Annotated in this window: 20 protein-coding genes; 11 read left to right on the top strand and 9 right to left on the bottom strand. The window is 36.7% G+C overall.

Going from position 1 to position 19,910, the window contains the following annotated elements; translation table 11 throughout:
* The first annotated feature begins 95 nt into the window (after positions 1–95).
* Together GNY06_RS04405 and GNY06_RS04400 are read left to right on the top strand one after the other, a co-directional pair.
* Positions 96–716, top strand: a complete 621-nt coding sequence (locus GNY06_RS04405) for a hypothetical protein (RefSeq protein ID WP_166518976.1) — start codon at positions 96–98, stop codon at positions 714–716.
* Positions 717–1,148 carry a nucleoside deaminase gene (locus tag GNY06_RS04400; RefSeq protein ID WP_166518975.1) on the top strand — a complete coding sequence of 144 codons (432 nt, stop codon included), beginning with the start codon at positions 717–719 and terminating at the stop codon, positions 1,146–1,148.
* Here GNY06_RS04400 and GNY06_RS04395 read toward each other — a convergent pair.
* The 4 genes from GNY06_RS04395 to GNY06_RS04380 form a co-directional block, all read right to left on the bottom strand.
* Positions 1,132–1,668, bottom strand: a complete 537-nt coding sequence (locus GNY06_RS04395; protein ID WP_166518974.1) for a GNAT family N-acetyltransferase — start codon at positions 1,666–1,668, stop codon at positions 1,132–1,134. The genes GNY06_RS04400 and GNY06_RS04395 overlap by 17 nt on opposite strands.
* A 7-nt stretch (positions 1,669–1,675) precedes the next feature.
* Positions 1,676–2,434 (bottom strand): type III pantothenate kinase, encoded by a 759-nt coding sequence (locus tag GNY06_RS04390; RefSeq protein ID WP_166518973.1) that lies wholly within the window; start codon positions 2,432–2,434, stop codon positions 1,676–1,678.
* 4 nt (positions 2,435–2,438) lie between these two features.
* Positions 2,439–4,286: a M1 family metallopeptidase gene (locus tag GNY06_RS04385; RefSeq protein ID WP_166518972.1), complete on the bottom strand. Its 1,848-nt coding sequence runs from the start codon at positions 4,284–4,286 to the stop codon at positions 2,439–2,441.
* 109 nt (positions 4,287–4,395) lie between these two features.
* Positions 4,396–5,640: a DUF445 domain-containing protein gene (locus GNY06_RS04380; protein ID WP_166518971.1), complete on the bottom strand. Its 1,245-nt coding sequence runs from the start codon at positions 5,638–5,640 to the stop codon at positions 4,396–4,398.
* A gap of 113 nt (positions 5,641–5,753) precedes the next feature.
* Here GNY06_RS04380 and msrB point away from each other — a divergent pair, with 113 nt between their 5' ends.
* Positions 5,754–6,197 carry a peptide-methionine (R)-S-oxide reductase MsrB gene (msrB, locus tag GNY06_RS04375; protein WP_166518970.1) on the top strand — a complete coding sequence of 148 codons (444 nt, stop codon included), beginning with the start codon at positions 5,754–5,756 and terminating at the stop codon, positions 6,195–6,197.
* Positions 6,198–6,304: 107 nt separating this feature from the next.
* Positions 6,305–7,090 carry a murein L,D-transpeptidase catalytic domain family protein gene (locus GNY06_RS04370; protein ID WP_166518969.1) on the top strand — a complete coding sequence of 262 codons (786 nt, stop codon included), beginning with the start codon at positions 6,305–6,307 and terminating at the stop codon, positions 7,088–7,090.
* Between the two features lie 189 nt (positions 7,091–7,279).
* Here GNY06_RS04370 and GNY06_RS04365 read toward each other — a convergent pair whose 3' ends face one another.
* Positions 7,280–7,822 (bottom strand): isoprenylcysteine carboxyl methyltransferase family protein, encoded by a 543-nt coding sequence (locus GNY06_RS04365; protein ID WP_166518968.1) that lies wholly within the window; start codon positions 7,820–7,822, stop codon positions 7,280–7,282.
* Between the two features lie 462 nt (positions 7,823–8,284).
* Between GNY06_RS04365 and GNY06_RS04360 the strand changes: the two genes are divergently transcribed.
* The 6 genes from GNY06_RS04360 to GNY06_RS04335 all read left to right on the top strand — a co-directional run bounded on the left by GNY06_RS04360 (position 8,285) and on the right by GNY06_RS04335 (position 14,051).
* Positions 8,285–8,614 carry a HesB/IscA family protein gene (locus GNY06_RS04360; RefSeq protein ID WP_166518967.1) on the top strand — a complete coding sequence of 110 codons (330 nt, stop codon included), beginning with the start codon at positions 8,285–8,287 and terminating at the stop codon, positions 8,612–8,614.
* A 68-nt stretch (positions 8,615–8,682) separates the two neighbouring features.
* A complete protein-coding gene (sufB, locus tag GNY06_RS04355; RefSeq protein WP_166518966.1) occupies positions 8,683–10,131 on the top strand; it encodes a Fe-S cluster assembly protein SufB in 1,449 nt (482 codons plus the stop codon).
* A gap of 28 nt (positions 10,132–10,159) precedes the next feature.
* The gene (gene sufC, locus GNY06_RS04350) at positions 10,160–10,897 is read left to right on the top strand and encodes a Fe-S cluster assembly ATPase SufC (RefSeq protein WP_166518965.1); all 738 of its coding nucleotides are present in this window, start codon (positions 10,160–10,162) and stop codon (positions 10,895–10,897) included.
* Between the two features lie 57 nt (positions 10,898–10,954).
* Positions 10,955–12,259 (top strand): Fe-S cluster assembly protein SufD, encoded by a 1,305-nt coding sequence (sufD, locus tag GNY06_RS04345; RefSeq protein WP_166518964.1) that lies wholly within the window; start codon positions 10,955–10,957, stop codon positions 12,257–12,259.
* 43 nt (positions 12,260–12,302) lie between these two features.
* On the top strand, positions 12,303–12,824 hold the full coding sequence (locus GNY06_RS04340) for a hypothetical protein (protein WP_166518963.1): 522 nt from the start codon (positions 12,303–12,305) through the stop codon (positions 12,822–12,824).
* 6 nt (positions 12,825–12,830) lie between these two features.
* Complete coding sequence (locus GNY06_RS04335) at positions 12,831–14,051, top strand: aminotransferase class V-fold PLP-dependent enzyme (RefSeq protein ID WP_166518962.1); 1,221 nt, start codon at positions 12,831–12,833, stop codon at positions 14,049–14,051.
* A gap of 148 nt (positions 14,052–14,199) precedes the next feature.
* Here the strand turns inward: GNY06_RS04335 and GNY06_RS04330 are convergent, their stop codons facing one another.
* From GNY06_RS04330 to mutL, 4 genes are read right to left on the bottom strand one after another with little or no spacing between them, the layout of a single operon-like run.
* Positions 14,200–14,487, bottom strand: a complete 288-nt coding sequence (locus GNY06_RS04330; RefSeq protein ID WP_166518961.1) for a hypothetical protein — start codon at positions 14,485–14,487, stop codon at positions 14,200–14,202.
* A 53-nt stretch (positions 14,488–14,540) separates the two neighbouring features.
* A complete protein-coding gene (locus tag GNY06_RS04325) occupies positions 14,541–15,527 on the bottom strand; it encodes an endonuclease/exonuclease/phosphatase family protein (protein WP_166518960.1) in 987 nt (328 codons plus the stop codon).
* Positions 15,524–16,297: a rhomboid family intramembrane serine protease gene (locus tag GNY06_RS04320; protein ID WP_166518959.1), complete on the bottom strand. Its 774-nt coding sequence runs from the start codon at positions 16,295–16,297 to the stop codon at positions 15,524–15,526. The genes GNY06_RS04325 and GNY06_RS04320 overlap by 4 nt, the downstream gene beginning before the upstream one ends.
* A 4-nt stretch (positions 16,298–16,301) precedes the next feature.
* A complete protein-coding gene (gene mutL / locus GNY06_RS04315; RefSeq protein ID WP_166518958.1) occupies positions 16,302–18,077 on the bottom strand; it encodes a DNA mismatch repair endonuclease MutL in 1,776 nt (591 codons plus the stop codon).
* A 138-nt stretch (positions 18,078–18,215) separates the two neighbouring features.
* Between mutL and GNY06_RS04310 the strand changes: the two genes are divergently transcribed.
* Positions 18,216–19,757, top strand: a complete 1,542-nt coding sequence (locus GNY06_RS04310; protein ID WP_166518957.1) for a glycine--tRNA ligase — start codon at positions 18,216–18,218, stop codon at positions 19,755–19,757.
* Positions 19,758–19,910: the final 153 nt, after the last annotated feature.

Here is a 19,910-nt window from a genome sequence, read left to right as displayed (position 1 = left end):
TTAGAATAGTTACAAATTACAACACCATTGAAGACCGTTTTTTTTGAAGTCCTATCATAGAAGAGTATTGCATATATTTGATACTACTATTTGATATGAAAAGAATATTATTTTTTTATTTTTTGCTACTTTCTATTATTTCATTTGGACAGCAAAATGAATATTTTAAGGAGGTTAAGCAATTGTATGACGACTATCAGTTAAAGATAGATCATGAATTTAAGCACCAATATGCGTTGATAAAAATTCCTGAAGAAAAAGTTAAGCTAGAGGCGGAATATCGTTACCTTATCTATCAATTGAATAAGGTTAGAAATTATGTGTATCTAGGGGTATTAATACGAACCAAAAATCAGGAGCAGCTTTCTCTTATTAAAAAATCGATTTCAGAAATAAAAGAATTGGCTATAGACAAGCAAAACGATCAGCAAGCAGAATTTCCCGGAGGTATGGAACGTTTAAAAAAAATAATTGAAGAATCTTTTTATTTTAATGCATTTGTCGATCCGCAAACCACTTTAAAAAGTATTACTACTTTTGTAGTCGAAAAAGACGGAAGCATTAGCCACGTAGAATCAGAGGGAGAGAACGCAATATTCAACAGACAAACAGAAATATGCTTATATCTCCTTCCAGAAAAATTTATACCGGCTCAGTCACAGGGAAAAGCAGTTCGATCCCTATTTAAATTGCCTATCACCATGAAATTTGAGTAGATGTTTACAGATGATTATTTTATGAATATAGCCTTTCAGCAGGCACAAATAGCATATGAAAAAGACGAAGTGCCTGTGGGTTGTGTGATCGTTCATAACAACCGCATTATTGCCAAGGCTCATAATCTCACTGAGCAGTTGAACGATGTCACGGCTCATGCAGAAATGCAGGCTATTACAGCAGCAGCCAATCTATTAGGAGGTAAGTATCTAATCGATTGTAGCCTATATGTAACCCTCGAACCTTGTGTAATGTGTGGTGGCGCTTTAACCTGGGCGCAACTCTCAAGATTAGTCATTGCGGCTGAGGATGCGCAAAGGGGCTTTCTTCATAAAGGGTTAGCACTACATCCTAAAACGCAAATAATCACCGGAATTATGGCAGAGGAGAGTGCTTTGCTCCTCAAAAATTTTTTCAAGTCGAAGCGTTAGCAATAAAAGAAAACATGAGTACATCCATATATTGATTTCCCTTTTTCACATGATCTTTTAATAAAGCTTCTCGTTGCATACCTATCTTTTTCATTACCTTTCCGGAGGCTATATTATGAAGTAAAAAAGAAGCATAAATTTTATGAAATCCCAGCTTTTTAATTCCAAAATCGAGGACGGCTTGGGCAGCTTCTGTAGCAAATCCTTTCCCCCAAAAAGGAAGGGCTATCCAGTAACCCAATTCTGCCTTATCATCTTCGGTATCATGTAGCCCTATGGAGCCGATTATTTTACCATTTTTTTTCCGAATAGCAAAGTTATAAGCCGTTTTTGCTTTAAAGGCTTCTTCCGACATTATAATCCAATTTTGTGCATCAGCCAAGGTATAGGGATAAGGAATATGGGAGGTGTTTTCTGAAATTACCTTTTCTTGCAGATATTCCACAATAAGAGGAATATCTGTTTTTTCCAGTGAGGAAAGGATGAGGCGCGGGGTTTCTAATTTGGGAAAATGCTTCATTTTATAATTATAAATTTTTTCCTAAGTAATAGAGCCCTTTAAGAGTATGCAGCCGGTCGGCCATATTGATTTTAGGAGTTAAGGGTTTATAGATATGGGATACGCCTCCTGTGGCGATAACAAAGCAATTCTCATTTACCTCTTCATTAATCCGGTCTATAAAACCTTCTACCATTCCCAGAAATCCATAAATCATACCGCTTTGCATGCATGAAACCGTATCTAAACCTAATATGGATTTTGGTCTTTTTAGTTCAATTTCCGGAAGCTGTGCTGTTTGATGAATAAGAGAGTTGAGAGAAGTAATAATCCCAGGTGCTATTATAACACCCATAGTTTCTCCATTTTCGGCAATACAACTCACGGTTAGCGCCGTACCAAAGTCTAAAATAATCTTTTTTCTTTCAGGATAGAGCATATGTGCTGCCACAAGGTTAGCATAGATGTCTGTGCCCATTTGCTTGGACTTTGCTTTTATCTGTGCAGGGGTATTGCGATCTACCAGAATAGGTTTCTTAGCATGAATTTTATGGATAGCTTTGGAAATATCATAAGTAAGCTGAGGTACCACCGATCCGATGATTACCTTCTCAATATCCTCAAGGGCTATATTATAATACTGGTATAAGGTAAGAAACTGCACAAAAAATTCATCACATGTATGGTAAGGCTTGGTATTGATGACCCAGGAGACATTACAATGGTCTTCCTCAAAAAAACCAAAACGTATATTGGTGTTTCCAATATTGATAACTATTGCTTTCATAAGATTATTTTACCTCGATAATATTGTCCTCAGGATTCACATCTGCTAAGCGCTGACTAAAGTCTATACCCATAGCTTGAATTTGCGACTTGGTATAGGGAACTGTAATTTCATATTCCTTTTGAGTCCAGTTCCAGTAGGGCATTACGTTAATAGAGCCGTAAATGTCTTTTTCTTTGGGTGTCCGCATCATATTGAGCGGAATATGGAAGGTGAGTATTTCTCTATTTTTGGTTAAGATATTAAAATCTATAGGCATGGGAAGGCTACCATTATTGACCAATGTGATGGTAGTGGATGCTATATTGTACTTAACGCTTTTTATACTATAGTCAATGGTTTTGGTCGTATTGATCCAGTAGTTGTGGAACCACTTGAGATCCATACCCGAAATTTTTTGTGCAATATGCATGAAATCTCGATCTGTAGGGTGTTTCATATTCCATTCTTCATAATATTGCTTCAATACTTTAGAGAGATTTTGCTCTCCCATAATATAGCCGAGTTGCACCAGAAAAAGTTCTCCTTTTATATAAGAGGCATAGGTATAAGCCGTTCCATCGTCGTGATGATCTCCCAGCCAGGAAGCAGGTTCTTCTTTTCCTGTTCTAATGAATTTACGGTAGTCGTAAAGGGTATTGATAAAGGGATTGGGCTCGGGTTTTAAAGGAGGGAAAAGCTGATTTAAAATATAATGTTGGGCATAACTTGCAAAACCCTCGTCCATCCAAGGTCTTACGCTTTCGTTGGTGGCTAGCATCTGTTGATACCAAGAATGAGCTCCTTCGTGAAACATAGTGTCGCAAAGATTCTTTAGAGAGTCTGTTTCCCCTAAAATTATGCTGCACATTCCATATTCCATACCTCCGTCACCGCCCTGTATAAAGGTGTAATTAGGCCATGCATAGGCCCCGAATTGTGTTTCCATCATTTGGAAAAACTTAGTCACATAGGATTTGGCCTCTTCCCAGTATTTGGTTTTATCCGATTTTTGGTATACAAAATATACCTTAGGCCCACCTAGTACTGAGAATTCCTCTACACTATAATCTCTGTCAGCGGCCCAAGCAAAATCTAGAATGTTTTTCGCTGTCCATTTCCAGACGACTTTATTTTTCTGATCAGCATTAATCGTAGCGGAACTGGTATATCCTAAGACTTCGGAAGGATTTTCCAGTTGACCTCCTGCTCCGATAATATAATTTTTATCAATTTTTATATGAACATCAAAGTCTGAAAACGGGGCATGAAACTCTCGGCCAATATAATCAAAAGTAGCCCAGCCATCGTAATCGTATTCGCTAATTTTAGGATACCATTGCGTCATGGTTAAATCTATGCCTTCCTTATTATTTCTACCACTTCGGCGGATTTGCATCGGAATATGGGCATCCCATTCCATTGATAAAACTGTAGAGCTACCCGGCGGTATGGTTTCGTTAAGATAAACCTTCATTAAGGTTTCCTGAATTTCAAATTTTACAGGCTTTCCGTTTTGGGTAACCCAGTGAATATGCTGGAATCCTTCTTGATCGGGCGGAATATTCGCTAAGCGCGAAATACCACCCTTTTGCAGTCTTTTATCACCATTTTTTGCTTGACTCCTTACCCTTTGATCCATCATAGAGCCAGACTTAAAAGCATTCCAGTAAAGGTGCATATAAATAACGTTGAGCTCATCAGGTGAGTTATTGGTATATTCAATATCTTGTTGGCCTTCATAGGTGAAGTTATTTACATCAATATCCACATCTATTTTATATTTTGCCTTTTGTTGGTAATAGGCTCCTTTCTGAGAAAAGCCGAGAACAAAAACAAAAATTAAAATACCCGCAAGTAAGTTTTTACCCATTTCAGATTAATTTTTTCAAAGGTAAAAAAATATAAGATATATAACAGTCCTCGATAGGTGTTTGATACGGTATCAATGCCCTTTGATTCGGAATTCATAAAGCATTTTTCTAGTTCATAAAATGGACTAAAGTGTAAATGATCACCCCCACTAATCCTCCTACGAGGGTTCCGTTAACCCTAATGAATTGTAAATCTTTTCCCACTTCAAGTTCTAATTTCTGACTGAGTTGTCTACCTTCCCAATTGGCCACTGTTGTCCTGATTAATTCCGAAACCTTTACCCTGTTTTTAAGGGAGATTCTATAAATGTGAAAGCGCATCCAACGGTCTATTTTAGACTGTTGTAATTTATTTTGACTGAAACTGACTACCCATTTTTGTATATTTTTTCTTGCGTATGTTCTCATTTTTGAGTCCTCATTATTCAGTTCTTCAAGCAGTGTTTGTCGGATAGAGTTCCAAATATCTGTAGCATATTTATCCAACTTCTCTTTATGCAAAAAAGATTTTTTTATTTTATTCAGTTCGCCTTCCCAGCGGTTAGAAGTCATTAGTTCATGGGTCAGTTGATAGAGATTTGAAGAGATTTCGACTCTTACTTGATGGTTCTCATTTTTCTCTATGTCTTCAAAAAAATCGGCTAAGCCTACCACAATTTTATGAGCGATTGTATGTTTTACAAATTTGGGAATCAGTGTAGAGCTATTTTGGCGTACTTTTTCCTGAATAAAGCTTTGATTTTCTAAAATGTAAAATTTAATCTTAGAGGAGAGAAGGCTTATAAGGGGTTGTTGTTCCTCTTTTTCCAAAAGATATAGAATACTATTGCCCAAAATATGATTTATTTTGATGTGATTTCCCACTTCTTCTATTTTAGAGGAGATGAAATGCTTAATTTCCTGATCATTAAATTGGTGAACAATGCTTCTTAACAAAATGAATACTTCGCCAATCAGCTCTTTTTGATTTTTATCCTTTATTAGCCAGGCGCTTAAATACTCGGAAATTTTCATTCGTTCAATAGGGGGGCGTAGGTTTTCTGCTGAAACAAAGTTCTCTACCACAAAATCACCCAAATTATTACCGATCTTTTGTTTACTATTTTCAATAAGGTTGGTGTGTGGGATCTTTATTCCCATAGGATAATGAAAAAGAGCCGTTACGGCAAACCAATCGGCTAAGGCCCCCACCATGGCTGCTTCTGAAAAAGCGTGGAGATAGCCCAGCCAGACATATGAGGTGTGCTTCTGAAAATAAGTGCTTAAAATAAAAATACAGACCATCAATACGAATAATCCTGTTGCAAGAGCTTTGTATTTAGTCAGTTGTTTTCTTTTTTCGGGTTCCGTCATCTTTACAAATTTAGTACCTTTGAAAGGTGAAATTAGGACTTTTAATTTTTAAAATACCCGTTTAGACTGTTTTTTATTCTACTCAGGTGCAAAAAGTCCCTTAAAATAAATATATGCCTGTTCAGCCTTCAAACAAGAATCCCTACTATTCTCGCACGGACAAAACAAAACTGAATATTTCAAACCAAGAGTGGAAAAAAATCCTTTCCCCTCAGCTGTATAGTATTGCCAGAGAAGCGGCAACCGAGCCTCCGTTTGTAGGAAAATATTACAATACAGAGAGCTTAGGAGAATATTATTGTGCCGCATGTGGAAATCACCTCTTCCGCTCTTCTTGTAAATTTTCTAGTAGCTGTGGCTGGCCCAGTTTTTTTGAATCTGAAAAAAAGGCATTAAAGTATAAAAGAGATCTTTCGCATGCTATGGAAAGAATAGAAGTGCTTTGTGCTCGTTGCGAATCGCATTTGGGACATGTTTTTAACGATGGTCCTCCCCCCACAGGCATGCGTTATTGTATGAATTCATTAAGCCTTGATTTTATACCAGAAGGTGAATAAGGCGTTAAAATTTCTTAAATAAGGTTAAAGTTTTTAGGGGTTAAAATGCTGATATTTAATTTATTCTAATTTTGCTTCACGTTTTTAAACATTGACACCAAACTAGAATGAAAAAATCCAGTCTCTTCTTTATTTTCGTGTATGTTGTTTCAACTTCTTTTTTTATTCCAGAGCGAACATCCGAAGGTTTTAAAAAAGTAGAGCAAACCACATCCCACAATACTCCCCCCAGTCAAGGGGACGATCATCAGGTTGCAGCACTTTATGATTCTATTGATTTTTCAGGCTTTCAGCCATTAACAAAAGAGGTTTTCGCAAAAGCTTATCAGGGTTATACCAACCTTAAAAAAGCGGGGCGGGTAAATGAAAGCAGTTGTCTTCTCACCATTTGTGATTTTAGCCTGTCCTCAAAAGTTAAAAGACTTTGGGTGATTGATCTAAAGCAGAAAAAAATTATATTTAACTCTCTTGTTGCTCATGGCAGAGCTACAGGGGATGAATTCGCTGAAGCTTTCTCTAATAGAGAAAGTTCACACCAGAGCAGCTTGGGTTTTTATATTACCGAAAATGCTTACAATGGAAGCAATGGCTATTCTTTAAAATTAGAAGGAGTAGACGCAGGCTATAATGATGCGGCTTATAAAAGGGCTATTGTGGTCCATGGAGCGGATTATGTGAATGAAGATTTTATAATAAAGCAAAAACGTATCGGGAGAAGCTGGGGCTGCCCAGCAGTCCCCAGACATGTAGCTGTACCTCTTATTGATACCATAAAGGATAAAAATGTATTATTCATCTATTACCCCGATCAGGGATATTTTGCCAGTTCTCAATGGTTAAATAACTCAGATGAAGATATGACTACCGAAAAACCAATTTTAGCCAATAATTAAAGGCTTCTTTCAAGAAGTATTCTCACTTTTACCCTTACCTATAGGGTGTTGTTTGCCCTCTTCAGACAATTGTTATATACTTCCCGCACTACTCTACTTAAGATGGTAGTCTATGTATTGTAAGAAGTGATGGTGATAAAAACAATAAAAAAGTATCTGTTATTAAATATTCCTACAAAAAAGCAGATTTTATTTTTCCGATCCTGTCACCGGAGGTACTGGATCTGTAATCTGTCTCATCGCATGTTCCTCCTGATAAATTCTGATTCCTAAAACAACAAGATAGACAGGTAGTAGCCATAGCATAGTTTTCCATGCGTGGCAAAGAAGCCCCACTCCAATAAGTTCTGGTATAATATTTAAAAAGTAGTTAGGGTGTTTTACCGTTCTGAATAAAAAAGATTTGACAATTTTTTGGTTGGGAAGTATGTAAAGCTTAACCGTCCATATTTCTCGTAGCTCGTATATCACATAAAACAGAATCGTATAAGCAAAAATTAATAAGCATAAGCCCACCTGGCTATAAATGTCGAATAAAGTATGTTGGATGTAAGCCTCGTAAAATGAAGCCGAATAGAAAGAAATATGAAGGATGGAAAGTAAAAAAGAATTGGCTCGTCCATATTGTACGGCCCCTTGTTTTAAGATTCTTTTTTCATTTGAAATAGAAATAAGAAGAGAAACTATTCTTATAAGGAAAAATAAGACTAGGGTATACAGAATAGCAGTCATATAAAATTGTTTTTTGAAGGTTATAGTTATAAGATTAGATTTAGTGAAGAATTAGGAAGAGAAGTTTTTTAATTCATATCAATATTTGGTGTGTTTTCTCATATTTTTGTATTTATTTTTTAATAAAAATCATTATATTTAAGTTTTTTATATAAAAATAGAATTATATTGCAAATATAAATTATTTTATAATTAATGTCTCCATTTTTCTTCTCTTAACAGGAATTGTAGTTTTAGCTCTAATTTTAAACCTTATCCTTTACAAGAAATAAAAATCAACTAAAGTCAAGCTAATCTTTCCATAAGTCCCATACATTTAAGTTTATCTAGCATAGGTGCTCCATATCTGGGGAAATTATAAGCTATCTATTCGTGTCATAGATAAATATGTGAGGGTGAAATTTGAATTTGGTATTATTTGTCTTAATTTTGTAATCTGAAATCATTCTAAATTATTAACTAATGATAAAAGTATCCGATCAAGCAAAAGCAAAGGCCATTCAACTAATGACTGAAGACGGTTTTGATCCTGCGCAGGACTACATACGCGTAGGAGTAAAGAGCGGCGGGTGCTCTGGGTTGGAGTATGTTTTAAATTTTGATAAAGAAAAACATGAGGTAGATCAGGTTTTTGAAAGCAACGGAATTAAAATTATTGTCGATAAGAAGTCCTTTCTCTATTTGGTGGGAACCACTCTAGAATATTCAGGAGGACTTAATGGTAAAGGCTTTGTCTTTAATAATCCTAATGCATCAAGAACCTGTGGATGTGGAGAGAGTTTCAGTTTATAAACGATAAAAGCAAGGGAGACAACGGAAATTCAGTTTTTTAAATTGTTATTTCCACAAAAAATAGATGAATGAGTAAATATACAGAAGATGATCTAAGGCTTGATCTCGAAAATAAAAAATACGAGTTCGGTTGGGAGACCAATATTGATTATGAAGATTTTCCAGTAGGGCTCAATGAAGATGTTGTCCGGGCCATTTCGCTCAAAAAAGAAGAGCCCGAATGGATGACAGAGTGGCGGTTGGAATCTTTTAAGATCTGGCAGAAAATGCAAGAGCCGAATTGGGCAAACGTTAAATATGACAAGCCCAATTTCCAAAATATACGTTATTATGCCGCTCCCAAAGTAAAGCCTGAGTTGGAAAGTCTGGACCAGGTAGATCCTGAATTGCTCAAGACATTTGAAAAATTAGGCATTTCCCTTGATGAGCAGAAAAGATTATCTGGAGTCGCTGTAGATATAGTGATGGATTCGGTTTCGGTGAAGACCACTTTTAGAGAAACCTTAGAAGAAAAAGGGATAATCTTTTGTTCTATTTCAGAGGCGATTAAAAAATATCCTGATTTGGTAAGGAAATATATAGGGAAAGTGGTGCCAAGAGGTGACAATTTTTATTCAGCGCTTAATTCTGCAGTCTTTTCCGATGGAAGTTTCTGCTATATTCCAAAAGGAGTGAGATGCCCTATGGAGCTCTCGACCTACTTTCGTATCAATCAGGCGGGAACAGGTCAGTTTGAGAGAACGCTTTTGATAGCCGATGAAGGCAGTTATGTCTCTTATCTGGAAGGTTGTACAGCGCCCTCTAGAGATGAAAATCAGCTCCATGCAGCTGTTGTAGAGCTAATAGCCATGGACAACGCAGAAATTAAATATTCTACTGTTCAAAATTGGTACCCTGGAGATGAAAAAGGTAAGGGAGGGGTTTTTAATTTTGTTACCAAAAGAGGATTGTGCGAGAGAAATGCAAAGATTTCTTGGACCCAGGTAGAGACAGGATCTGCTGTAACCTGGAAGTATCCGTCCTGTATTTTAAAAGGCGACCATTCCGTAGGAGAATTTTATTCTATAGCGGTTACCAATAATCATCAATATGCAGACACAGGAACTAAGATGATCCATATCGGAAGGAATACTAAATCCACTATTATCTCGAAAGGGATTTCCGCAGGCAAATCACAGAACTCCTACCGAGGCTTGGTAAAAGTGATGCCTTCGGCAAAAGGGGCCAGAAATTTTTCCCAGTGTGACTCTCTATTAATGGGCAATCAATGCGGAGCGCATACCTTTCCTTACATAGAAATTAAAGATCCTTCAGCTCAATTGGAGCATGAAGCTACCACTTCTAAAATCGGTGAAGACCAAATCTTTTATTGCAACCAAAGGGGTCTGGACACGGAAAAAGCCATCGCCCTTATCGTCAATGGGTTTAGCAAAGAGGTTTTAAATAAATTACCAATGGAATTTGCAATTGAAGCACAAAAGCTGTTGGAGATATCATTAGAAGGATCAGTAGGATAGAATCAATAATCATTTACCACATTTAAACATGTTAAATATAAAAAATCTTCATGCTAGGATTGAAGAAAGAGAAATATTAAAAGGAATCAATTTAGAAATAAATCCCGGAGAAGTTCATGCTATTATGGGGCCTAATGGAGCAGGAAAATCTACCCTATCCTCAGTAATCGCAGGAAAAGAAGATTATGAGGTTACAGAAGGCGATATTCTATTTTTAGGGAAGAATATTAATGAGGATGCACCTGAGGAGAGAGCTCATAAGGGGATTTTCCTCTCCTTCCAATATCCAGTAGAAATCCCTGGCGTTAGCGTTACCAATTTTATTAAAGCGGCCATGAATGAGACCAGGAAGGCAAACGGTTTAGAAGAAATGTCCGCAAAGGAAATGTTGGCGCTGATCCGTGAAAAATCGGAGCTATTGGAGATAAAAAAAGATTTTCTTTCCCGTTCCTTAAACGAGGGGTTCTCAGGTGGAGAGAAGAAAAGAAATGAAATATTCCAGATGATGATGCTCAATCCAAGATTAGCCATTTTGGATGAAACGGATTCAGGTTTGGATATTGATGCGTTAAGAATTGTTGCGGATGGGGTAAATAAATTTAGAAACGAAGGGAATGCTATTTTGGTCATTACTCACTATCAAAGACTACTAAATTATATTCAGCCGGACTTTGTACATGTTCTTGCAGATGGTAAAATAGTAAAAACAGGCGATAAAACTTTAGCATTAGAGCTTGAAGAGAAAGGTTACGATTGGCTTATTTAATCCCCAGGAGAATAAAAAAAATCGAAAACATCAACATTCAAACTTTAAACAAAAAAAATGTTACAAGAACAAGTTTTAGAGCAGCATACAGCATTTTTAGCCAGCCTCGGACATCGTTTTCTAGATCATAAGAGAAAGGAGGCATTATCAAAATTTAAAGAGCAGGGCTTTCCTAAAAAGAAAAATGAAGAATATAAATATACGTCTCTGGCTGAAATTGTAAATAAAGAGTATAATTTCTTTCCTACACAAGAGCATCATATTTCAAAAAGTCAACTCCAGTCTTTACATTTAGGGGAGGAGAATATTGATTTTATTATATTTATTAACGGAGAAGTATATCCGGAATTGTCGCAAATTTCCATTGAAAATGCCGAGTTTTTATCAATTAATTATGCATTGAATGATGAAAAGCGCAGAGGTGTTTTTGAAAAATATTTCGATAGCATTACGCATGAGGACAATCCTTTTGTTTCGCTCAATCTCGCTTATTGTAAATATGGGTTCTTTTTGCATGTTCCTAAGGATACGGTTATAGAGAAGCCTATACATCTATTTTATCTATCCCATAATCAGCAGGAAAATACGTTTTATAACGTACGGAATTTACTGGTGGCAGAGTCAGGAGCTAAAGTTGAGATTATCGAAAGTCATCATAATCTGGATGAGAGTTTTGCTTTTACGAACTCCATAACAGAAATATTTGTTCATTCCAATGCGAAAGCAGACTGGCATAAATTGCAAAATGATAGCGATACGGCTTATATGGTGGATAGTACGTATGTGGAACAGCAGAGAGATAGCGTCGGGACTGTGAATACATTTTCCTTCGGAGGAAAGCTGGTGAGAAATAACCTAGATTTTATTCACAAGGGAGAAAATATCAATAGTTTTATGAATGGTATTACCATTCTTAATAAGGCTCAATTAGTAGATCACCATACAGCGGTTCATCATAATTTCCCTAACTGTGAAAGCTATCAGAATTACAAAGGTGTATTCGCGGGGAAATCCCATGGTGTTTTTAATGGAAAGGTATTTGTGGATAAAATAGCACAGAAAACCAATGCATACCAGCAGAATAATAATGTATTGTTAAGCGAAGGAGCTACTGTAGATACTAAACCTCAGCTCGAAATTTTTGCAGATGATGTAAAATGCTCACATGGATGTACCGTCGGGCAATTGGATGAAGAGGCATTATTTTATTTGAGAGCCAGAGGTATCTCTAAAAATGAAGCCGAAGCTTTATTGTTATATGCATTTGCTCACGATGCTATGCAGAATATTGATATTGAAGCACTTAAACTTAAGATTTCTAAACTTTTAGCAGAAAAGTTGGATGTAGATATTGAATTTTAGTAAAAATCGGGGCTGTGTAAAAAAGTACATTTATAAAGAGAACATGAATGTAGAGCGCATCATTTTTCATATCAATGCTTATAAAGCCCATGGACAAATTTTAGATGCCGCAAACTTTGTAGTACGCGAATGGGAACTTGATAGCAGATATTTTGCTGGTTTTGGCTATCGGCAGGAGTGCGAAACCACTTCTATTTTGTTAACTACAGAAGGGGATTTTGGTAGTCCTCAGAAAATTAAGATTCCAGTTAATCTTTTCGACTTCGATCTGGGGCTGGTGATCAACCTAATCGCTCATGAAATGATGCATGTTGAGCAAAGAGCAGCTCAGAAATTTGTAGAGGACAAAAATGAAAGAGAGTGGCAGGCTTATTATGAAATGCTTTTTCACAAGCGATTTCCTAAAATATGGGACTTATCAAATTTTTATAAAAAATTCTTTATTGAAAAAGCCTTGGTCTATTATGGAAGAATGAGAGAAGGTTCCGAACTCCAACACAAGTATGCCGGGCAGAAAGCAGAAATGGAAGCTTATAAAAAGATTTTAACAGAACAAAAAAATTAAACTAAAATGCAGGATATACAAACAATACGTTCTCTATTTCCCATTCTTCAAGAAAAAGTGAATGGCCAAAATTTAGTTTACTTGGATAATGCAGCCACTAGTCAGAAGCCTTTAGTAGTTCTAGAAACGCTTCAGCACTATTATCAACATTTTAATGCCAATGTTCACAGAGGGATTCACACCTTAAGTCAATTGGCTACAGATGCAATGGAGGATGCACGTAAAAAGCTACAGCGTTTTATCAATGCAAAGCACGATTATGAAGTGCTTTTTACCAAAGGGACAACCGAAGGGATTAATCTTGTTGCTTATGCTTTGACAGATATTCTCTGTAAAGATGATGAAATCATTATCTCCTATCTAGAGCATCATTCCAATATCGTTCCTTGGCAGCTTTTATGCCAGAGAACAGGTGCAAAATTGCGTGTCATTCCCATGACAGAAGAAGGGGTTTTACAAATTGATGTATTAGGAGAATGGCTCTCCGAAAAAACCAAATTAGTATCAATTAATCAGGTTTCCAATGCGCTGGGAGTCATTAATCCCATTAATGAAATCATTAAAAAAGTAAGAGCCCAGTCTAATGCTTGGGTTTTGATAGATGGAGCCCAATCGGCACCGCATTTTGAAATTGATGTTCAGGCTATGGATTGCGACTTCTTTGCCTTTTCAGGCCATAAAATGTATGGGCCCACAGGCACGGGAATCTTATATGGAAAAGAAGCGGTACTCAACCAACTTAATCCATTTCATGGTGGAGGAGAGATGATAGATCGCTGTACCTTTGAAAAGACTACTTATGCAGGGTTACCCTTTCGGTTTGAAGCGGGCACACCTAATATTGCAGGAAATATAGCCCTAGGGGCGGCCGTAGACTTTATGAATGAAATAGGAGTCCGTAATATTGGCCAACATGAGAGCAAACTGCTAGACTATGCCCAGCGTCAGATTCTCGAAATTGAAGGTTTAAGGATCTATGGAGAGAAAGCCGCTCGTGCAGGAGTATTATCCTTTAATTTAGAGGGCATAGGTATCGCTTCAGATGTAGGAATGATATTGGATAAATTAGGGATAGCCGTTAGAACAGGACACCATTGTGCCCAACCGATTATGGAATACTTTGGCATCGCTGGAACTGTAAGGATAAGCTTTGCTGTCTACAATACCTTTGAGGAGATAGACCGTGTGATAGAGGGCATAAGGAAAGCCCAGAAAATGCTAAGATAAAAAGAAGAATATTGTAATAGGTTCTTCTTTTTATATCCCGCTTCTGTTACTTTTATGCTATACTGATAGCAGAGGAATGTAACTTCTTTTGGATAAAAAGCGGGGATCTTTCCGATACCCGCTGTTCTTCATTATAAAGAAAAACTGATTATTTTTTCAATTCTTCCTTTGCAGCATTGGCTGCTCTATCAATCTTATCTCCTGCTTTTTCCACCTCTTGTTTTAGGTTCTTCCCTACATTATTGACGGCATCTCCAGTTTTATCGGCAGCATCTTTTAGGGCATCTACAGTTTTATTAGCTGTGTTTTCAACAGAATCTACAGCAGCTTTTGTAGTGGAATCTATAGCAGGTTTTGTTATGGAGGCCACTTCTTTTTTACAAGAAATTAAGGCCATTGCAGCGAATCCTGCGATACATAAAATGGTTTTTTTCATATTGCGCTGATTAAAATGTGAATAATATGCAAGTTAGCATAAAAAAATGATATTTATTTTATTTTGAAATGCGAAATTACAGGAAAATGATCAGAAATTTCAATATCCCTTTTCACCCTATAGTGAGTCGCTTTTATAGAGGGGCTGCTAAAGAGGTAATCTATACGTATGGGCATCTTATAATCGTGAAAGCTGGTGCCTGATCCTGAGCCTACCTCCATAAAAGCATCGATTAAGTTTTCTCCCAGGTGATAATATTCATATGAATTAGGAACCGAATTAAAATCTCCTCCTAAGATAATAGGATAAGGGGAGTTTTTAATAGCGGGGAGTATATCTGCTATCTGATCCTCATGTAGTCTAAAGCTTTCCGCCAAACGGGCTTCCAGTTTCTTTGCTTTCTCCTCATTTACCTTTTGATCTCGAGTGGGGAGTAGCATTTCCTTATGGAGATAGAAAGGCTCTAGGTAAATATTAATAAAGCGAATAGTGGTACCGTTAATATCAATATCTGCAAATAAGGCATGTCCATTATTTTTATCCTTTACCAGTTCACCACTATTTTTGACTGGAAATTTGGAATAGATCTCCACAATCGTACTCTCTACAATATATTTAAAGGCGGAAAGTTCCAGTTTATTTTTACTATTAACAGCTTTTTCCTGAAGAAAGATAATATCTGGATTTTCACTCTCCAAAAAGGCTTTAAGCGCCGGAATACGAGGTGCCGAATGCACATTGTAAGTGATCACCTTTAGATTTCCCTTTTGGTGGGAGTTATCGTTATAGTTGATCCACCTCCTAATAGGATTAAAAAACATCAGCAGTCCTAATAGGAATACGATGGCACGTTTTTTAAAATTTAAAATCCATATAATGGTCAGCATCACATATACCGTTATCAAAATGGGAAAGGCAAGCGAAAGGAAATTGAGCCATTTGAAAACTTTAGGAGAGACCATACTGTTCAAAAGCATAGCTGATAGGGCAAAAAATACCACCAGATGCAGCAAGGTAAATATAAAACGTATAATTCTCATAGGTGATCTATCCTAAAACGATTTTTGGTCCATATTTTAACCAGTATAAAGGCAATGAGAGCACCACCTAGATGTGCGAAGTGTGCCACATTGTCCCCTTTGAAATTATTAGTTCCCAGATAAAGTTCTACTAAAATAAGCACCGGCATTAAGTATTTTGCTTTAATTGGGATAGGGGGTATCAGAAGCATAATCTTAGCATCCGGATACAGCATGGCAAAGGCTACCAAAAGACCATAAATAGCACCAGAAGCTCCCACCATAGGGGTAGATAGAAATGAGAAAAGCTGTTTGATATCCTGTACATCTCCTTTGAGGGACGTTTCTCCTCGCAGCTCATTAATATTTGAAAACATTCCGTTAATATTAACTTTGGACAGATGGTATATCTGTTCTATATCGGCCCCCTCAAGCCGCAAATTACCGATCAGGCGATCGATATCAATATAGTTGACAATATTAAATAAAATATAGGCGCCTATACCGCAAACAAAATAAAGAATAGCATATTTTTGAGGTCCCAATGTCACTTCAATAGCAGAGCCAAAGGACCACAAAGCGATCATATTAAATAAAATATGAGCGAATCCACCATGCATAAACATATGGGAGATTATTTGATAAAATTGAAAATTAGGTGAACCTGGAAAAAAAGCACCCAAGACCATCTCTAATTTTACTCCTGTAAACTCTAAGATATAGGTAGCAGCAAACAGCAAAACATTTACAATCAGTAAAGTTCGGGTAATGGGCGGAATATATCTTTGCATATTTTTACACTTTAAGTTTATTTTTTAACTCTTCAATAGGGAGTTCTATGTAACACCTCTTGTTATTATGATTATATTGTGGAAAATTTAGAGCCGAGAAGTCTTCGATAAGATTTTCCACATCTTCTTTTTGGAGAAAATCAAAATTCGATTTGGATTGTAATTTAACTTGTTTACTTTCAAAAAATTGAAAAAAATCTGATTCATCTTCTCTATATTCAGCAAACAGTTTTTGCAGTAGTGCTATAGCCTCTTTCTCGTTTAGATCTTCTGGGATCGCTTGAATATGCAGTGTATTTCCTCCCGCATCTAAATTGAGATCAAAACCTAGCTTTATCAAATTTTCCTTAACAGAAAGATAGGTTAATTTTTCAATTTCGTTGAGGAAAATCTCATGAGAAAATAGTAATTTCTGACTTGATGTAGAGGAGGTTTTCTTTTTTTGTTTCTTTTGAAAAAGAACCAGCTGGTGCATTCTTCCCAGATCTAGCATAAGGGTTTTGTTATGGTGATTATAGAGCCAGAATCCATTCGGAAGACGCATCAAATCACTATCCATATCCTCATCAAATAGATTAATTTTAGAAGGAGATGGAGAAATATTAGGCTGGTACATTTCTGTTAAATTAACCACTTCTTGGGGTTTGGGTGAAGAGGTGGATTCCGCTAGAAAAGGATTGTAATTTCTGTCTACCTGAATAGAAGGAATCACAAGCCTATCAGAACTAGGCTTAGAAGTAATCAGCTCATCCCGCATAGGGTCTCTGTCAAAATCCAAGCTAGGAGCGATATTGTACATGCCTAGAGATTTTTTTATGGAAGATCTTAGCATGGCAAAGATAACATTTTCATCCTCAAATTTCACTTCTGTCTTTTGAGGGTGGATATTGACATCTATTTTTTCCGGATCAATTTCTATAAATAGGAAATAACTAGGAACATGTTGAGGTTGTAATAGACCTTCAAAGGCTTCTTGTACTGCACGAGCTAAATAGGGACTTTTAAAATAGCGCCCATTTACAAAGAAAAACTGCTCTCCTCTATTTTTTTTTGCGGCTTCGGGTTTTCCCACATAACCAGTCAGTTTTACCCAATCGGTTTCCTCCTTAATCGGAACTAAAAGGGGGTGCAAACGTCTGCCGAACACATCAATAATACGCTGTATCTCGGTGCTTTTTCGCAGATGAAATACAAGATTTTCGTTATTGTAGAACGTGAATTCTAAATGGGGGTGTGCCAATGCAATCCGTTGAAATTCATCCATGATATGCCGAAGTTCGACGCTATCCGATTTTAAAAATTTTCTTCTCGCAGGGACATTATAAAATAAATTCTTAACCGCAAAATTACTACCGTCACTACTCTGTATAAGCTCTTGTTCACTCAACTCTCCTCCATGGATCATAATGTGGGTACCACAGGAAGCATCGGTTTGTTTAGTCTTTAGGTCTACCTGGGCTACAGCAGCAATAGAGGCTAAAGCCTCTCCTCGAAACCCCTTAGTTGCGATACGGAAGATATCTTCTGTTTGTTTTATTTTTGAGGTCGCGTGGCGCTCAAAAGCCATACGAGCATCCGTGGGCGACATTCCAAGTCCATTATCCACTACCTGAACCAAAGTTCGGCCTCCGTCCTTCACCATTAATTCTATAGAGGAAGCATGTGCATCTATCGCATTTTCCAAGAGTTCTTTCACCACGGAAGCAGGTCTTTGTACCACTTCTCCGGCAGCAATCTGGTTGGCAACATGATCAGGAAGGAGTCTAATAATATCCGGCATTGTAGATTTATTGATTTTTTTCAATGTCAAAAATACACATAAGATTTTGGAAAAAAAATTTTAGTTTTTGGGAATGTAATATCTTAAAAAATTGAAAGAACTCTCTAAAAAACTTACTTTTGCATTTTAAATATTATTATGGCTAAACAGGAAGACGTTTTCAAGAAAGTAATTTCTCACGCTAAAGAGTATGGCTTTATTTTTCCATCAAGTGAAATCTACGATGGACTTTCTGCTATATATGATTATGGGCAGAACGGAGTCGAGCTAAAAAACAATATTAAGCAATATTGGTGGAAGGCTATGGTACAGATGAATGACAATATTGTGGGAATAGATTCTGCAATTTTCATGCACCCTACCGTTTGGAAAGCTTCTGGCCATGTGGATGCTTTTAATGATCCACTGATTGATAATAAAGATTCCAAGAAGCGTTTTCGTGCGGATGTTTTGCTTGAAGATTATTGTGCAAAACTGGAAGACAAGGCACAAAAAGAAATCGATAAAGCAGAAAAACGCTTTGGAGAGACTTTCGATAGAGTTCAGTTTGAAGAGACGAACTCCAAAGTGATCGCTTACAGGGAAAAACAAAAAGCAATTCTTTCCAGGATGGCCAAATCTTTAGAAAATAATGATTTGGCAGATGTAAAAAGTTTGATCGAAGAATTGGAAATTGCAGATCCCGATACGGGTTCAAAAAACTGGACAGAAGTTAGGCAGTTTAATCTTATGTTCGGGACCAAGCTAGGTGCTGCTGCTGAAAATGCAATGGATCTTTACCTCCGTCCCGAAACAGCACAAGGAATTTTCATCAATTATCTGAATGTGCAGAAAACCTCCCGACATAAACTTCCTTTTGGAATTGCGCAAATCGGAAAAGCTTTTCGGAATGAAATTGTTGCCCGACAGTTTATCTTTAGGATGCGTGAATTTGAACAAATGGAAATGCAGTTTTTCGTAGCGCCAGGTACCGAACTTGATTTCTATGAAAAATGGAAACAAACAAGGCTTAAATGGCACTTAGCATTGGGTCTTGGAGAAGAAAACTATAAATTTCACGATCACGAAAAACTGGCCCATTACGCCAATGCAGCAGCAGATATAGAATTTAAATTTCCATTTGGATTTAAAGAGCTTGAAGGGATTCATAGTAGAACAGATTTCGATCTCTCTGCGCATGAAAAATATTCGGGTAAAAAGCTTCAGTATTTTGATCCCGAGAGAAATGAGAGTTATGTTCCGTATGTGGTAGAAACCTCCGTAGGATTAGATCGTTTGTTTTTGGCTATTTTCTCAAATTGTTTGAAAGAGGAAGTATTAGAAGATGGCTCTCAACGTACAGTTCTTTCTTTACCACCGGCTTTAGCACCTGTAAAGGCAGCGATACTTCCCCTCGTAAAAAAAGATGGGCTTGGAGAATACGCACAAGATATATTCAATGATCTGAAATACGATTTTAATATTATTTATGAAGATAAAGATAGTATAGGTAGACGTTATAGAAGACAAGATGCGATAGGGACGCCTTTCTGTATTACCATTGATCACGACTCCTTGCAAGATCATATGGTAACACTCAGGGATCGAGATACCATGAAGCAAGAGCGGGTACCTACATCTAAATTGAGAAGTATTATTGATGAGAAAGTAAACTTTAGAACATTGTTAAGTAAAATATAAACTAATATTTTTAAAAAAAACTACGCATCTTCATTCATATGGAGATGTGTTTTTATTTATAGAATTATAGGTAAAAATAATTTCTTTATAAAAATGCTTCTAGGGAGAGTCGTTATTTTTGTTAGGGTAATAGCCTTTAAATTTTAAAGATTA

This window comes from Elizabethkingia argenteiflava (assembly GCF_009904105.1).
In the GTDB taxonomy this organism is placed as follows: Bacteria; Bacteroidota; Bacteroidia; order Flavobacteriales; family Weeksellaceae; genus Elizabethkingia; species Elizabethkingia argenteiflava.
Note: the sequence above shows the minus strand (reverse complement) of the source record. Positions and strands in the feature narration are given on the sequence as shown.

Excerpts from the sequence above, each read along its gene's own strand:
- GNY06_RS04310 (WP_166518957.1), top strand. The coding sequence starts at position 18,216 with ATGGCTAAACAGGAAGACGTTTTCAAGAAAGTAATTTCTCACGCTAAA.
- GNY06_RS04325 (WP_166518960.1), bottom strand. The coding sequence starts at position 15,527 with ATGAGAATTATACGTTTTATATTTACCTTGCTGCATCTGGTGGTATTT.
- msrB (WP_166518970.1), top strand. The coding sequence starts at position 5,754 with ATGCCTGTTCAGCCTTCAAACAAGAATCCCTACTATTCTCGCACGGAC.
- GNY06_RS04370 (WP_166518969.1), top strand. The coding sequence starts at position 6,305 with ATGAAAAAATCCAGTCTCTTCTTTATTTTCGTGTATGTTGTTTCAACT.
- sufC (WP_166518965.1), top strand. The coding sequence starts at position 10,160 with ATGTTAAATATAAAAAATCTTCATGCTAGGATTGAAGAAAGAGAAATA.
- GNY06_RS04330 (WP_166518961.1), bottom strand. The coding sequence starts at position 14,487 with ATGAAAAAAACCATTTTATGTATCGCAGGATTCGCTGCAATGGCCTTA.
- GNY06_RS04335 (WP_166518962.1), top strand. The coding sequence starts at position 12,831 with ATGCAGGATATACAAACAATACGTTCTCTATTTCCCATTCTTCAAGAA.
- GNY06_RS04340 (WP_166518963.1), top strand. The coding sequence starts at position 12,303 with ATGAATGTAGAGCGCATCATTTTTCATATCAATGCTTATAAAGCCCAT.
- GNY06_RS04380 (WP_166518971.1), bottom strand. The coding sequence starts at position 5,640 with ATGACGGAACCCGAAAAAAGAAAACAACTGACTAAATACAAAGCTCTT.
- GNY06_RS04320 (WP_166518959.1), bottom strand. The coding sequence starts at position 16,297 with ATGCAAAGATATATTCCGCCCATTACCCGAACTTTACTGATTGTAAAT.
- GNY06_RS04360 (WP_166518967.1), top strand. The coding sequence starts at position 8,285 with ATGATAAAAGTATCCGATCAAGCAAAAGCAAAGGCCATTCAACTAATG.
- GNY06_RS04405 (WP_166518976.1), top strand. The coding sequence starts at position 96 with ATGAAAAGAATATTATTTTTTTATTTTTTGCTACTTTCTATTATTTCA.
- GNY06_RS04400 (WP_166518975.1), top strand. The coding sequence starts at position 717 with ATGTTTACAGATGATTATTTTATGAATATAGCCTTTCAGCAGGCACAA.
- mutL (WP_166518958.1), bottom strand. The coding sequence starts at position 18,077 with ATGCCGGATATTATTAGACTCCTTCCTGATCATGTTGCCAACCAGATT.
- GNY06_RS04365 (WP_166518968.1), bottom strand. The coding sequence starts at position 7,822 with ATGACTGCTATTCTGTATACCCTAGTCTTATTTTTCCTTATAAGAATA.
- sufB (WP_166518966.1), top strand. The coding sequence starts at position 8,683 with ATGAGTAAATATACAGAAGATGATCTAAGGCTTGATCTCGAAAATAAA.
- GNY06_RS04385 (WP_166518972.1), bottom strand. The coding sequence starts at position 4,286 with ATGGGTAAAAACTTACTTGCGGGTATTTTAATTTTTGTTTTTGTTCTC.
- GNY06_RS04390 (WP_166518973.1), bottom strand. The coding sequence starts at position 2,434 with ATGAAAGCAATAGTTATCAATATTGGAAACACCAATATACGTTTTGGT.
- sufD (WP_166518964.1), top strand. The coding sequence starts at position 10,955 with ATGTTACAAGAACAAGTTTTAGAGCAGCATACAGCATTTTTAGCCAGC.
- GNY06_RS04395 (WP_166518974.1), bottom strand. The coding sequence starts at position 1,668 with ATGAAGCATTTTCCCAAATTAGAAACCCCGCGCCTCATCCTTTCCTCA.